Genomic DNA, 15,348 nt, shown 5'->3' with positions numbered 1-15,348 from the left:
GGGCCGTCGGGGGGTCGGGGAGGTGACGAGGATCAGGTCAGCGGAGCTCGGCGACGATCTCCTGCAGCAGGGTGCGCTCGTACGTCTCCTCGTGGTCGACTCCGCCCAGCATGTAGCCGCCGAACTTGATGTTGGCGCCCGCGTTGTCCAGGGCGATGACCCCCCGCCCGAGATCGGTGAGGGCCGCTTCGACGTCCGCCAGCTCGACCTCGGTGTTCTCCCGGATGTAGAGCTCGGAGAGCTTTCGGATGGGAAGCAGCTCGCCGTGCCACTCGCGCACGGCCGCGTGCTGTTTGAAGGCGTCGCGGTACATGCGGGATCCGGGAATGATCGCCGGCGCGGCAACCGATATCGTCGTGATGGACCCCTTGTAGGCCTCCGCTATGGAGAGCCAGTTGTCGACTTCCTCGCGGAGCTGGCGCAGCGTGGTTCCCGGGAGACCGAGGATTCCCGAGAGGTACATCTTGTAGTCGAGGTCCTGTGCGAGCTGCAGGGCCTCGAAAACCCTGTCCGGTCCCTTGTTGATGCCCTTGGAGTTGTCCTTCAGCAATTTGGGGTCGAAGGCTTCGATTCCGACGTTCCAGGTCTTGACGAACCCTTTGCAGAGATCAGCCGACTGAAGGAATTCGTAGACCAGCCCGTAGGCGAGCATGAAGCGCTGGTCCCGGAGGACATCCGAATCGGCGCACCCCTGGGCCAGTTCGTCGAGGAAGGACGTGTGCCCTCCCCACTGGGCTTTCGACATTCCCAGGGTGGAGTCACCGGCCGCGTAGACATTCGACTTCAGTTGGCCGACCAGGACCTCCAGCGTGGCTATCGCCGTACCGACATCCGTCGTCTTCGGGGTCAGTCCCTGGATCGAGCAGTGCAGGCATCGCCGTGTGGGCCGGCGCCCCCAGTTGCAGCCGCCGTCCAGGGGCAGGGTGACCATGCGTTTCAATTCGTAGTGGGACGCGTACCAGACGTTGAACGCGTCGTCGTAATGAGCTTTCAGTTCGTTCTCTATGAGCCGGTAGTCGGGGAGCATGCGCGCGGACAGCGGATAGGTGGGGGCCGGCTGGTTGACGACGCCGCCGGAGCCGTCCCGGTGGGCCAGCGACGGGATCCGGGCGAGGTCCAGGCTCCCTTCGAGCCACGACAGCAGTCCCATCATGGTGAAGGGGCCGTTGTTGCCCGTGCAGACGAAGTCCACGATCTTCGACCCGTAGGTGCCCGTGAGGACCTCGCGGTGCAGGATGCCGGCGTGGTCGTTGCCGAAGACGATCACGGCGTCGGGGTTCACGCGCTTGATCTCGGCGGCGACGATGTACGCCCACATCGCGGTCGAGGAATAGACGGTGAACGCGGCCACGTCCGGCGGGTCCGACCGGATCCTGGCCCGCACGTCCTCCCAGTCGAGATGGCTCATGTCCAGGTAGTGCCAGTCCAGATGGGGAAAGAACCGGTCCTGATAGGTGATCATCTCGACGAGCGCGGAATGCGGATACACCGTGCCCTCGTTCGCGTAGCGGGACTGGTCCCCCGCCTCGTCTATGAGGGCTCCGCCGCCTGAATGACTGCCGCGGTGCGCGGATGTGAGCGGAAGTCCCACGTACCAGACCGTCCGGTGCCTCTCCGCCCGGATTTCCGGACCGGGACGGTCGACCGGATAGGTCCATACATAGCGCGAGTCGGTGGCGGAGACCAGCTCTTCCACGGGCTCCAGGCTCATCATCACGGGTCTCTCAGCTCTCTTGAAATGCGCGTTCTCGACGCATCGGCATCGCGTCGGATTTCGCCTCTTCCGATCCCGCGGCCCTGGGCGCTGGTGACAGTGTTCCGGGCCGGTCGGCCCGCTGCGGACATACCGCGGAACGGATCGGACGGAACCCGATCGTACGGCGCACGACGTGTAAATCCCGTCAAGATGGGGGCGGTCGTCGTCATGGACGCGTTAAAGCGTCGGGCGGGTGTTCCCGGGTCAATTCATCATGATCCCGGGGATCTCCCGAGCGGACCGGCACCGCTCGGTGAGAAAAGTGACCGCGGGGCGTCCCAGCCCTTCGGCAGCAAGACCGGCGGACACATGTGCTCGCTCATCAGGTCGCGGGAGTTCCCGCCGAGCCGGCCGAGGGATCTCGAAGAAGGGCAACATGAACAACACAGGTGACCGCGCGCACGACGTGCTGAAAGCACGATTCGCCGCCGGCCGGGATTCCCTGGTGCTGCCTGCCGCACGTGCCGGGCACACCGTTCAGGACGGACCGGCCCCCCTGTCGCCCGTACAGCGCAGGCTGTGGTTCCTCGCACAGCTGGAGCCGGACAGCCCCGCGTACAACGTGCCCGTGGTGCTGGAGCTCAGCGGACCGGTCGACGAGGACGCGCTTCTCGGCGCCCTGCGGGACCTGGCGGAGCGGCACCGGGTGCTTCGCGGCGTCATCGATCCGGACGGCTCCGAACCAGTCGTGCGGTACGGCCCCGCCGACGCGGTGCCGGTGCACGCCGAGGACCTCGGAGAGCGGGAGCTGGACCGGGTGCTGGCCACGGAGACCGGCCGGCCGTTCCGGCTGACGGCCGAACCGCCCATGAGAGCCGTGGTGTTCCGGTCGCCGGACAGCTGGACGCTGGCTTTGACGATTCATCACATCGCGACGGACGGATGGTCCAATCGAATCCTCATGGCCGATCTCGCCTCCCTCTACGCGGTCCGCGTGGGCGACGGCGAGCCGTTGCCCGCGGCGCCGCAGTACGCGGACGTGGTGACGGACGAGACCGAGGACGAGGCCGGGCTCGACTGGTGGGCCGGGCACCTGGCCGGTCTGGCCGACGTGCTCGACCTGCCGACGGACCGGCCTCGGACCCTGGACTCCGCCTGGCCGGGGGCGGTCGCACCCGTCACGGTGCCTCTCGCGGTCGCGGCCCGGGTGCAGGCGGTGGCCAAGGAGACGGGCGCCTCCCCGTTCATGGTGCTCACGGCCGCCTGGCAGGCTCTCCTCGGACGCCTCGCCGACACCGAGGACGTGGCGGTGGGCGTCCCGCACGCCGGCCGGCACGCGGAGGCGGCCGAGGGAGCGGTCGGCTGCTTCCTCGACACGGTCGTGGTGCGCACCGACCTCAGCGGGGAGCCGTCCGGGCGCGACCTGGTCGCGCGGGTACGGGCCGGCGCGCTGGACGCCTTCGGCCACTCCCGCGTCCCGTTCGATCGCGTGGTGGAACGGCTGCGCCCGGAGCGGACCCTGTCGGCCACGCCGGTGTTCCAGGCGCTGGTCAATCTGTACGACGAGGTGGAGGCGCCGAGCCTGCCCGGCGTCCGCGCGGTGTGGCGGCATGTCCCGCCCCGGACGGCCAAGTTCGACCTGAGCCTGGAGCTCGCCGACGGCGGCCCCGGCTCGGGGCTCACCGGCAGGCTGGAGTACCGGCGGGACCTGTTCGATCCGGCCACGGCCGCGAACCTGGTGCGGTGGTTCCTCGCCCTGTTGGAGGGGATGGTCGCCGAACCGGACCGTCCGGTCACCGGGATACCCCTCGAACCGTCCTCCGGCCCCGCGCTCGTGGGTCCGGCCGCAGAGCCCTCTCCCGTCCCGGTGCACACGCAGTTCGAACGGTGGGCGGACGAGCGACCCGACGTGACCGCCGTGTCAGGTGCCGAAGGCGCCCTCAGCTACCGCGAGCTGGACGAGCACGCCAACCGGCTGGCGCACCGGCTGGTCGCTCTGGGCGTCGGTCCGGACCAGCCCGTCGGCATCCTCCTGGAACCCGGACCCGGCTTCGCCACGGCCGTCCTCGGCATCCTCAAGGCGGGCGGTGCGTATCTGCCGATGGACACGGCCGACCCCGCCTCGCGCATCGGTGACATGCTCCGCTCCGCCGGGGCCCGGCTGGTGGTGACGGCGGGCGACGCCGCACACCGTGTCGGCGGTGCCGCCGGGGTCGTCGCACCCGTGACCGTCCGGGACCGCGGCTCCAGGGTGAGGCCGGACGTGCGCGTCCGGCCCGAGCACCTGGCCCACGTCATCTTCACCTCCGGCTCGACCGGAGCTCCCAAGGGCGTTGCCGTGCGCCACGGAAACCTGGCGTACCGCATGGCGGGGCTGACGGCCCGGATGCCCGAGGTCGCGGGGGGATCCTTCGCCGTGGTGTCCACCGTGGCGGCGGATCTGGGTCTCGCCTGCCTGTACGGGGCCTGGCTCACCGGCGGCACCCTCCACATGCCGGACCGGGAGACCGCGACCGATCCCCGGGCCTTCGCCGCCTACCTCGCACGACACCGGGTCGACGTCGTCAAACTCGTCCCGAGCCATCTCGGCATGCTCGCCCGCCACGGCGACCTGGCCGCGGTCCTGCCCGGCAGGCTGCTGATCCTCGGCGGGGAGGGCTGCCCGTGGTCCCTGATGGAAGAGGTGCGGCGGCTGCGGCCCGACCTGGCCGTGCACACCCACTACGGGCCCACCGAGGCCACGATGATGTCGCTGGTCTGCGACGTCGACGAGGTCCCCGAGGGGGCGCGGACGGGACTGGTGCCACTGGGCCGTCCACTGCCCGGTGTGACGGGGCTCGTCGTCGACCGTTCGGGGCGGCCCGCGCCCGCCGGTGTCCCCGGTGAACTGCTGCTCGGGGGGCCGGGCGTGACCCGTGGCTACGTCGGGCGCCCGGATCTGACCGCCCAGCGCTTTCCGGCACGCCCCGAGGGCGGACGCTGGTACCGCACCGGCGATCTGGTCCGGCTGCGTCCCGAAGGGGTGGTGGAGTTCCTCGGCCGCAGCGACGACCAGGTGAAGGTCCGCGGCCACCGTGTGGAACTCGGCGAGGTGACGGCCGGGTTGCGGGCGCTGCCGGACGTGGCCGACGCCGTCGTCCTGCCCGACGGGGACGGTGACCGGCGGCGGCTGGCCTGCTGGGTCGTGCCCGCGCCCGGTCACAGGCCGCAGCCGGGCGCGATCCGCTCTCGGCTTCGGGAGTCGCTCGCCGGCCACATGGTGCCGGACGCGATCACCGTGGTGGGCCGCATCCCGCTCACCCCCAACGGCAAGCCCGACCGGGCCGCCCTGCGGGAGATGCCGAGGCCCGCGGAAGCGGCCGACACCTCGGCCGTGCCCACGACCCCCGCCGAGCAGGCGGTCGCCCGGGTGTGGACGGACCTCCTCGGCCTGCCCCGGGTCGGCCGGGCCGACGACTTCTTCGTGCTCGGCGGCCACTCCTTCGCCGCCACCCGGATGGTGGGAATGCTGGCCGAGGCCACCGGCTGCAGGCTGCCCGTCCGCACCGTCTTCGAACGGCCGGTACTACGCGACCTGGCCGCCGAACTGGACCGGCGCACGGCGCTGGAGGCCGGGCCGGGCCCCGCGCCGCGACGGGCGGCCCCGGGCGCCCCCGTGCGGCTGTCGCCGGCGCAGGAACGGCTGTGGTTCCTGTGGCGGCTGCGTCCGGACAGCGACGCGTACAACACCGGTGTGGCGCTGAGGCTGAACGGCCCGCTCGACGTGGCGGCACTGCGCTCCGCGGTGCGCGGTCTCGGTGCCCGCCACGACGTGCTCCGCTCCGTCGTGGCGGAGACGGAGGCCGGTCCGATGGCCGTGCCGGTCGCTGCCGACACGCTCTCGATGCCCGTCGTGGAGACCGGGGCGGACGGTACCGACGCCGCCGTGCGAGCCGCCGCCTCACGCCCGTTCGCACTGGACCGCGAGCCACCCCTGCGGGCCCTGCTCCTGCGGAGCTCCGAGGCGGAGCACGTCCTCGTCCTGGCGGTCCATCACATCGCCGTGGACGCCTGGTCCTGGACGACGGTCCTCGACGACCTCGCGGCGCTGTACCGGGCTCACCTCGGCAAGGGACCGGCTCCGCGGCCGCTGACCGTCCAGTACGCCGACGTGGCCGAGTTGCAGCGTGCCGAGCACGAGGCCGAGACGTCGGGTGCGCCGTACGTGGACTGGTGGAAGGCCCGCCTGGGCGGCATGCCGCCGCTCGTGCTGCCCGTGGACCGGCCGCACGGCCCGATGACCGGGTGGTCTGCCGCCGTCGAGCCGGTGGTTCTCCCGGCCGGACTGGCCGCACGCTTGAGGGAGGGCGCGGCACGACTGGGCTGTACGCCGTTCGTGGTGCTGCTCACCGCCTGGCAGGCGCTGCTCGCCCGGCTCTCCGGCACCGAGGACGTGGCGGTCGGTGTGCCGGTGTCGGGGCGCACGCGGGCCGGCACCGAGCGCATGGTGGGCTGCTTCGCCAACACCCTCGTGATGCGCGGCGATCTGTCCGGTGATCCCACGTTCAGGGACGCGCTGCGGAGGACCCGGACGGAGGTCCTGGAAGCCCTCGACCACGCCGAGACGCCGTTCGAAGCCGTCGTGAGGGAACTCCACCCCGAACGGGACCCGGACTCCACACCGCTCTTCCGGACGATGCTCAACGTCATCGGCCTGCCCGCCGCCACGCACCGGTTCGCCGACCTGACCGCGACGCGCGTCGACATGCCCCGGGAGACGGCCCAGGTGGATCTGGCGCTCGCCCTGGCCGACGACGGCACGGGCTTCACGGGCACCCTCACCTACCGGACGGGCCTGTTCGACCGAGCGACCGTACGGCGCTGGGCGCGCTGGTACATCGCGCTGCTCGACGCAGCCCTCGGCGATCCCGACCGCCCGGTGCTCGCGATCGACCCGCTGTCCTCCGGAGAGCGCGCGGAACTGCGCTCGGCCGCCACCGGCGAGGATCTGCCGCCGGACCGGCCCGCCACGGTCGTCGCCGCCGTCCTGGACCAGGCGCGCCGCCGGCCGGACGCCGTCGCGGTGCTGGCCGCCGACGGTGCGACGAGCTACGCCGAGCTGGCCGAGGCGTCCGGCCGGATCGCGGCCGTGCTCGCCGGGCTGGGGCTCCCGCCCGGGGAGCCGGTCGGTGTCTGCCTCCCCCGCGACCGCCGATTGCCGGCGGCGCTGCTCGCCGTGCTCCGGGCGCGGGCGGCCTATCTGCCGCTCGATCCCGAGCACCCGCCGGGCCGGCTGTCCCTCCTCACCGAGGAAGCCGGGACGCGCGTGGTCCTCTCCGGCGGCACGGCTCTCGCCGCGGCACGTGCCGTACCGGGGGTGACGGTGATCGACGTCGACGAGGCCGCGTCCCGGCCCCGCTCGGCACAGCTGCCGGAGCCCGATCCGCACCAGGTGGCGTACGTCCTGTTCACCTCCGGCTCGACCGGGCGGCCGAAGGGCGTGCAGGTGACCCACGCGAACCTGGCGGCCTTCGTGGCCGCGCTGTCGGCGAGTCCGGGGTTGGCGGAGGACGATGTCACCCTCGGCGTGGTGCCGTTCACCTTCGACGTGTTCGGCTACGAGCTGTGGGTGACCCTCGCAGGCGGCGCGCGGATCGCGCTCGCGGACCGGAGCACGACCATGGACGGCCACGCACTGGCCGAGTGGGTGGAGCGCTGCGGGGTGACGGTCGCCACGGCGACACCGACCGCCCTGCGCCTGTTGCAGAGCGCGGACTGGTCCGACCGGCCCGCGATGCGGGTGATCAGCATCGGTGAACTCCTCGACCCCGCCCTGGCCCAGGGTCTCTCACGGCGCGTCGGCGCCCTGTGGAACGCCTACGGGCCCACCGAGACCACGGTCTACTCCACGATCGGCCGGGTGGACGCGACGGCCACCGGTCACGTCGTGCCCATCGGTGGTCCGATCGCCGGGACGAACGTCCACGTGGTCGACCGCTGGGGCAGGGCGGCCCTGCCGGGCAGCGTCGGGGAGCTGTGGATCGAGGGCGCGGGCGTGGCCCTGGGATACCTCGACCGGCCGGAACTCACCGCTGAGCGCTTCGTCACCGGGCCCGGCGGCGAGCGCTGCTACCGCACGGGGGACCTCGTGCGGTGGCGCGGCCGGCACCTCGAACACCTGGGCAGGAGCGACCTTCAGGTGAAGGTCCGCGGCCATCGCGTCGAGCTCGGCGAGATCGAGTCCGTGCTGCGCGAACACCCGGACGTCGCCGAGGCGGCCGTGACCGTCGCCGGGCCGGCCGGCGAGCAGCTGGTGGGCTACGTGGTGCCCCGTGGGCCCCGGACCTCGCCGCCGGCGAACCGGCACGCACCCTTCGAGGAGCATCTCGCCGGGCGGCTGCCCGACTACATGGTCCCGCGCCGATGGGTCGTGCTGGACGCCCTTCCCACCACGCAGAGCGGCAAGACGGACCGCGCCGCCCTCCCGGCACCCGTGGAGGCCGGCCGGACGGCCGCTCCGCCCGAGTCGATGACGGAACAGCTGGTGGCCAGAGTGTGGGGCGACGTGCTCGGATCGGGCGGGATCGGGCGGGAGGACCACTTCTTCGGCCTCGGCGGCGACTCGTTCTCCGCGACCCGGGTCATGGGCAGGCTGCGTGAGGCCCTCGGCCGGCGGATTCCGGTCCGGGCGCTGTTCGACCGGCCCGTCCTCGCCGACTTCGCCGGCCACGTGGAGCGGACGATGCTCGAACGTCTCGCGGCCGAGCCGGACGGAGACCAGTCATGAACGCGGCCCGGACCGCCGGCACGACAGCTCCGCCCCCCGTGGTCCTGGTGGGCTTCACCTACGCGTCCCTGCTCGCGGCCGGAGACTTCCAGCCCGACGGTTCGGTGATCGTCATCGAGGAGCCCGACGTGGTGCGCAAGCGCGGGCTGCGCAACCAGGCGGCAAGGATTCCCGTCATCCGCGAACTGATCGAGTGGCCCTACCAACTCGACGGTTCCGCACGCGCGTTCTTCGAATCCCACCCAGGTCTCGCTCCCGCGGCGATCGGGCCCACGGGCGAATACGCGACGTACTTCGCCGCGTGCCTCGCGGAGGACTACGGGCTGCCCGGCAGCGGCCGCCTCGCGGCACGGCTGCTGCGCGACAAGGCACTGCTGCGGGAGGTGGCCCGCGCGGCCGGCCTTCCGAATCCCGCGTCGCGGGCCGTCGAAGGTCCCCGGGAGGTGAGGGCGTTCATGGAGGCCCACCCCGGGGCCGCCGTGCTCAAGCCGGCCACTTTCCAGGGGGCCGTCGGCGTGCGGATCCTGCGCTCCGCCGACGAGGCGGACGACGCCTGGACCGGCAGCCTCGCGGAGTGCGCGGCCCAGAAGGACGGGGTCTGGGTGCCCGACCGCGCGGTGCCCTCGCGCATGCTGGTGGAGCGTTACGTCACCGGCCGGCTCTTCAGCGTGGAGATGCTGGTGTCCGAGGGTCGCGTGCTGTTCGGGAACGTGACCGAGGAGGCCGTCTTCCCGGGGGCCAGGCCGGTCGAGCGCGGCCAGCTGGTCCCGGCCGACATCCCCGCGGACCTCGACGCGCTCCTGCGGGAGCAGACCGAGCGGGTCGTGGCCGCGACGGGCTTCGGTACGGGCGCGGTCCACTGCCAGTGGATCGTCGAGGACGGGACGCCCTACCTGATCGAATGCGCCGGCCGCCTGCCGGGGGACAGCATCGTCGACCTCATCGAATGGGCCTACGACATCGAGCTCGTACGCGACTACTGGGCCCTCCTCAAGGGCGAGTCCCCCGCGCCGCTGCGGCGACGCGCCGGCCGTGCCGCGGCGATCCGGTTCACCCGGACCCCGGCCGGAGTGGTGGAACGGGTCGAGGGCGTGGACCGGGCGTGCGCCGTGCCGGACGTCGTCCACTGCGAGGTACTGGTGCGCCCCGGCTCGGTCATCGGGCCGTTGCGCAGTTCCCTGGACCGCTCCGCCTTCGCCATCAGTTGTGCGACGACCCCCTCCGAAGCCGTGCACCGGGCCGAGGAGGCTGTCGGCCGGCTGAAGATCACGACCCGTCCGCCCTCCGGCACGCCGCGGCCATGAGGCCGTCGCCTCGACCACCGGGGTCCCGGACCGGAGACCCCTCGCACACGAGAACGCTCGAAAAGAGATGAACGCCATGGGAGCCGGGGCTCTCGGAGAAGACACGCACGCCACCACGACCGACATCCGGGACCGCTCCCGCGAGCTGCTGGAACGGCGCCTCGCGGCCGCGCTCGCCGAACCCGCCCACACCCTGCCACGCCGCCCGGACCCGGCCTCGCCGATCCCGCTCACCTCCGCACAGACCCGGCTCTGGTTCCAGGAACAACTGGGCACCAGCGGCTCAGCGTTCCACGCCAGGGTCGTCCTGCGACTGCGCGGCTCCCTGGACGAGTCGGCCCTGATCAGCGCCGTCCGGGACCTGGCGGAGCGTCACGAGGTACTGCGGGGGCGGATCGAGGAGGGCGGTGACGGTCCCGTCACCGTCGTCGGCCGTGCCGAGGACGTGCCCGTACTCGTCGAGGACGTCCTGCCGGGCGACTTGGACGCGGTGCTCGCGGAGGAGTCCGAGCGGCCCTTCGACCTGGCCCGCCGCCCGCCCATGCGCGCCGCCCTGTTCCGGTGCGGCGCCTCCTCCGTGCTTGCCCTGACGTTCCATCACATGGCCACCGACGGCACGTCCATGGGGTTGATCCGCGCGGAACTGCCGGTCCTGTACGCCGCACGGCTCGGGCTCCGGGAAGCTCCGCCCGTCCCGGCGCAGCACACCGACTACGCCCCCTGGCTGGCCTCCCGGCCGGAGCGGTCCGAGGACGTCGACTGGTGGGAGGAGAGGCTCGCCGGTCTCGCGCCGCAGCTGAACCTGCCGGCCGACCGGGCCCGGCCCGCGGTTGCGGGCTCCGAGGGCAGCGAGGTCTCCCTGGTGATCGCCCCCGACCACGCCGTGCGTGTCAGGGCGCTCGCCGCGCGCACCGGCTGCACCCCGTTCATGGTCTGCCTCACGATCTGGCAGGCGCTGCTGTCGCGCATGTGCGCCACCGAGGACGTACCGGTGGGCGTGGTCGAGTCCGGGCGTCGCCACCCCGGCACGGACGCCATGGTGGGCTGCTTCGTCAACACCGTCGTGATGCGGACGGACCTCTCGGGCGACCCGACCTGGGTCCAACTCCTGCAGCGGGTACGCGAGGTGGCGCTGGACGCGTTCGGCCACGCCGACGTGCCCTTCGAGCAGGTGGTGGCGCGGGTACGCCCCGACCGCAGCGCCACCACGGCCCCCATCGTCCAGACGCTCTTCAACTTCGTCGTCCTGGACGACGAGGCTCCGGCCTTCCCCGGACTGGAGGCGGAGGCCCTGAGCCGGCCGGTGCTGTCCGCCAAGTCCGATCTCCACCTCACCCTGGCGGAGGGACCCGACGGTTTCACCGGCAGTCTCAACTACCGCGGCGACCTCTTCGACGAGGAGACCGTACGAGCCATCGCCACCTGGTACCAGAACCTGCTGGCGCGGATGCTGGACGATCCCGAGGAGCCGGTGCGCGCCGCGGTGCTGGAGCCCGGAGCAGAGTCCGCGCTGCGCGGTCCCGTACGCGACGCGGCTCCCCGCACACTCCACCCGCTCGTGGAGAGGTGGGCGGACCGCACCCCCGACGCGCTCGCCGTCGTGGCGCCCGACGGAAGCCTCACCTACGGGGAACTCGACCGTACGGCCAACCGCGTCGCGCACGCGCTGATCGCCGCCGGCGTGGTCCCCGACGAGCCCGTCGGGGTCCTGCTCGAGCACTCGGTGGCGCTCCCCGCCGCCCTGCACGGCGTCCTCAAGGCCGGGGCCGGCTACGTCCCCCTGGACGCCATGTACCCCCCGAACCGGGTGGCCGCCATCCTCGACGCCGCCGGCGTGCGCACGGTCGTGACCGTGCGGGAGTTCGCCGCGGTGGTCGCGTCAGCGGGCAGGAAGGCCGTGGTCCTCGACGACCCCGCCGTGCTGCGCGGCCTGCCCGAGCACCGGCCACAGGTGCGCGTGAGCCCCGGCCACCTGCTGCACGTCATCTTCACCTCCGGGTCGACCGGAACCCCCAAGGGCGTCGCCGTCGAGCACGCCAGTGCGACGGACTACCTGGACGGTGTCCTCGACCGGCTGGGCGCCGACGTCCACGGCGGCGTGTTCGCCGTGATGTCGACGATCGCGGCCGATTTCGCGCACACCTGCTTCCACGCGGCCCTCACCACCGGCGGCATCCTCCACCTCGTGGCGCGTGAGACGGCGATGGATCCCGTGGCGCTGGCCGGCTACCTGGCCGGTCATCCCATGGACGTCATCAAGCTCGTCCCGAGTCACTTCGAACTGCTGGCCGCGCACGGCGACATCGGGGCCGTCCTGCCCCGGAAGCTGCTGATGTTCGCGGGTGAGGCACTGCCCTGGTCGATCGTCGAACGCGCCCGGGCCGCCCGCCCCGGACTGCGGGTGCAGAACCACTACGGGCACACCGAATCCACCATGGTCCGCATGGTCTGCGACGTCGACGACGTACCCCCTGCCCTGCGCACCGGCATCGTCCCGCTCGGCCGTCCGGTTCCCAACACGACCGGCTTCCTCGCCGACCGCGACGGCCGCCCGCTGCCCGCCGGGATTCCGGGGGAGTTCCTGGTCGGGGGCCCCGGAGTCGCGCGCGGCTACATCGGCGCACCGGACCTGACCGCACAACGGTTCGTGACCGTGGACGGTCAGCGACTGTACCGCTCGGGGGACGTGCTGCGGATGCGCCGGGACGGCTGGGTGGAGTTCCGCGGACGGGTCGACGACCAGGTCAAGATACGCGGGTACAGGGTGGAACCGGGCGATGTCGCCGAAGCCCTGCGACAGCTGCCGGGGGTGGTCGAAGCGGTCGTGCTGCCCGTCGGTGAGGGGCAGCGCCGGGGTCTCGCGGCCTGGATCGTGCCGGAGCCGGGGAGCGGGACGGACGCCACGGGCATCCGTTCAGGACTCCGGGAGCGCCTGCCGGAATACATGGTGCCGGCTTCGCTGGTCCTGCTCGACCGGTTCCCCCTGACGCCGAACGGCAAGATCGACAGGGCCGCGCTCCCCCGCCCGGAGTCCGACGGAGCCGAGCGGGGGGTGATGCCGCGCACCACCACCGAACACCACCTCGCCGAGGTGTGGGCGCGGTTCCTCGGGCTCTCCCGCATCGGGATCGACGACGACTTCTTCGCGCTCGGAGGGGACTCGTTCACCGCCGTCCGTGCGGCACGCGCCTGCGGGCCCGGGGTGCGGGTGATCGATCTGTTCACCCGCCCCACCGTCCGCGAACTCGCCGCCCACCTGCATCCGTCCGGCACCGGAACGGACACACCCGGCATGGGACCGGGCCCGTCCCCCACCCGGCCGAAGGCGTCCGGCACCGGGGAGAGCAGGCTCCTCCACCGACTGAGCGGGACCCTGAAGCCCACGGCGACCGTCGTCTGCGTCCCGTACGGCGGCGGGTCGGCGGCCGTCTACCAGCCGCTGGCCGCGGCACTGCCGGATGACGTCGCCCTGCTCGCCGTGGAACTTCCGGGGCACGATCCAGCGCGCCCCGCCGAGGAGTTCCTGCCGCTCGAAGAGCTGGCGGAACGGCTCGCCCGGGAGATCGAGGAAACGGTGACCGGCCCCGTCCTCGTCTACGGGCACTCCGTCGGATCGGCCGCCGCCGTCGCGCTGGCCCGCAGGCTGGAGGCCGGCGGACGCGAGGTGCTCGGCGTGGTCGTGGCGGGCAACTTCCCCTCGGCCAGGCTGCCCGGGCGGGTGGCCGCCTGGGCCAACCGCGTCCTGCCACTGGAGCGATGGGCGTCCAACCGCCACTACCGCGACGCCCTCAGGACCACGGGCGGAATCCACGACGACATGGACGAGACGGCCACCGAGACCGCGCTCCGGGCCATGCGGCACGACTCGGCCGAGGCCCGGGCCTGGTACGCACGAGAACTGGCAGCGCCGCGCTCCCGCCTGACCGCGCCGGTCCTCTGCGTGGTGGGTGAGGCGGACCACTCCACGGAGCACTACCAGGAGCGGTTCCGCGAATGGGGGTTCCTCGCCGACCGGGTCGAACTCGCCACCATCCCCAGGGCGGGCCACTACTTCCTCCGGCACCAGGCGACCGTCCTGGCGGCCCTGCTCGGGGAACGCGTCACGGACTGGATGTCGGGGCGTCTGCCCGAGCCGGTCGCGACGCTCCCGGCGAGGACCTCGGGCCTGCGGCCCTTCTACACGGTGGCCGCCGGACAGTTCCTGTCCATGCTGGGCGGCAGCCTCAGCATGTTCGCGCTCGGTGTGTGGGCCTACCAGCGCAGCGGCCGCGTCCTCGATCTGGCCCTCGTCACCATGCTCGCCACGCTCCCCGCCGTACTGGTCACTCCGATCGGTGGAACGGTCGCCGACCGGGTGGACCGCCGCCGGGTCATGCTCGCCGCCGACGTCACCAGCGGGCTCGCGATGGCGGTCCTGGCGGTGCTGCTGGCCGGTGGCCCGCCGTCACTCGCGGCCGTCTGCCTCATCGTGACGGTCACATCGATCGCGACGGCCTTCCACCGGCCGGCGTACCTGGCCGCCACCGCCCAGCTGGTCCCCAAGCCCTACCTTCCCCAGGCGAACGCCCTGGTGGGCCTCGGACTCGGCTTCGCGACCGTCGTCGGACCACTCCTCGGCAGCGCACTCGTCGCCCTGGTGGGGGTGACGGGTGTGGTCGGCGCGGGCGTGTGCGCCTTCGCCGCGGGCATCGTCCCGTTGCTGACCGTCCGCTTCCCGGACCGGTCGTTCCGCCGGCAGCGCGAGTCGTTCGGCCAGGCCCTGACGGGGGGCTGGCGCTTCATCGCACTGCGCAGGCCCCTTCTGCTGCTGACCGCCTTCGCCGCGGTCCTCAACCTCTTCGCCTCGGTGGTGTTCGTCGCGGTACAGCCACTCGTCCTGTCGTTCGCCGGGGTGCCTCAGCTCGGCCTCGTGACGACCGTGGGCGGTCTGGGCGGGGTGGCCGGGGGACTGCTGATGGTTCCGTGGGGCGGGACGCGGCGCCGGGCCGTCGGCATGATCGGAGCCACCCTCGGGGTGGGAGCGGGCACCGTCCTGATGGGCCTGCACGCGTCCCTGCCCCTGGTGGCGGTCGGTCTGGCGGTCCGGATGGGCGCCATGGCCGTGATGAACGCGCACTGGCTGTCGATCATCCAGGTCAAGGTGGGGCAGGAGCTGCAGGGCCGGGTCCTGGCGACCAACGTCATGCTCGCGCTCGCCACCCAACCGGTCGGCTTCCTCGCGGCGGGCCCACTCGCCGACGACGTGTTCGCCCCCGCCCTGCGCGGGCACCCCGTGCTCGGCGCCCTGCTCGGCAGCGGTCCCGGGCGGGGCACGGCACTCCTGCTGATCGTGTGCGGGCTGTGCATCGTCGCCTGGGGCACGCTCGGCCTGCTGTACCGGCCGCTGCGTCGGCTCGAGGACGCGCTGCCCGACGCGACACCCGCCGCCGAGACCGACCGTGACCTGGACGCAGTGCAGGAGCACGCGGATCGGCGGTACGCCGCCGCACGCCTCCGGCCATGACTCCAGCCGGATCGTGAACACCACGCCCCCACCCCGCAACAAGCAACAAGCCGCTCACCCGACCACCCACCCAGACATG

General features: G+C 72.6%; 4 protein-coding genes. 3 read left to right on the top strand and 1 reads right to left on the bottom strand.

Features of this window, described 5'->3' with window-relative positions; all coding sequences use genetic code 11:
• Positions 1-37: 37 nt before the first annotated feature.
• Entirely contained in the window at positions 38-1,714 is a 1,677-nt protein-coding gene (locus tag ACFYY2_RS10515) for a B12-binding domain-containing radical SAM protein (RefSeq protein ID WP_388739882.1), read from the bottom strand.
• A 418-nt stretch (positions 1,715-2,132) separates the two neighbouring features.
• Between ACFYY2_RS10515 and ACFYY2_RS10510 the strand changes: the two genes are divergently transcribed.
• The 3 genes from ACFYY2_RS10510 to ACFYY2_RS10500 all read left to right on the top strand — a co-directional run bounded on the left by ACFYY2_RS10510 (position 2,133) and on the right by ACFYY2_RS10500 (position 15,269).
• Positions 2,133-8,462 carry an amino acid adenylation domain-containing protein gene (locus tag ACFYY2_RS10510; protein ID WP_388739879.1) on the top strand — a complete coding sequence of 2,110 codons (6,330 nt, stop codon included), beginning with the start codon at positions 2,133-2,135 and terminating at the stop codon, positions 8,460-8,462.
• A complete protein-coding gene (locus tag ACFYY2_RS10505; protein ID WP_388739877.1) occupies positions 8,459-9,766 on the top strand; it encodes an ATP-grasp domain-containing protein in 1,308 nt (435 codons plus the stop codon). Before ACFYY2_RS10510 ends, ACFYY2_RS10505 begins: the two co-directional genes overlap by 4 nt.
• Before the next feature lie 76 nt (positions 9,767-9,842).
• Entirely contained in the window at positions 9,843-15,269 is a 5,427-nt protein-coding gene (locus ACFYY2_RS10500) for an amino acid adenylation domain-containing protein (protein ID WP_388739874.1), read from the top strand.
• Positions 15,270-15,348: the final 79 nt, after the last annotated feature.

The organism is Streptomyces sp. NPDC001822, from assembly GCF_042892135.1.
GTDB lineage: Bacteria > Actinomycetota > Actinomycetes > Streptomycetales > Streptomycetaceae > Streptomyces.
This window is presented reverse-complemented; position numbering and strand designations above follow the sequence as displayed.

Coding starts and splice junctions, on each gene's coding strand:
- ACFYY2_RS10515 (WP_388739882.1), bottom strand. CDS start 1,714: ATGATGAGCCTGGAGCCCGTGGAAGAGCTGGTCTCCGCCACCGACTCG.
- ACFYY2_RS10510 (WP_388739879.1), top strand. CDS start 2,133: ATGAACAACACAGGTGACCGCGCGCACGACGTGCTGAAAGCACGATTC.
- ACFYY2_RS10505 (WP_388739877.1), top strand. CDS start 8,459: ATGAACGCGGCCCGGACCGCCGGCACGACAGCTCCGCCCCCCGTGGTC.
- ACFYY2_RS10500 (WP_388739874.1), top strand. CDS start 9,843: ATGGGAGCCGGGGCTCTCGGAGAAGACACGCACGCCACCACGACCGAC.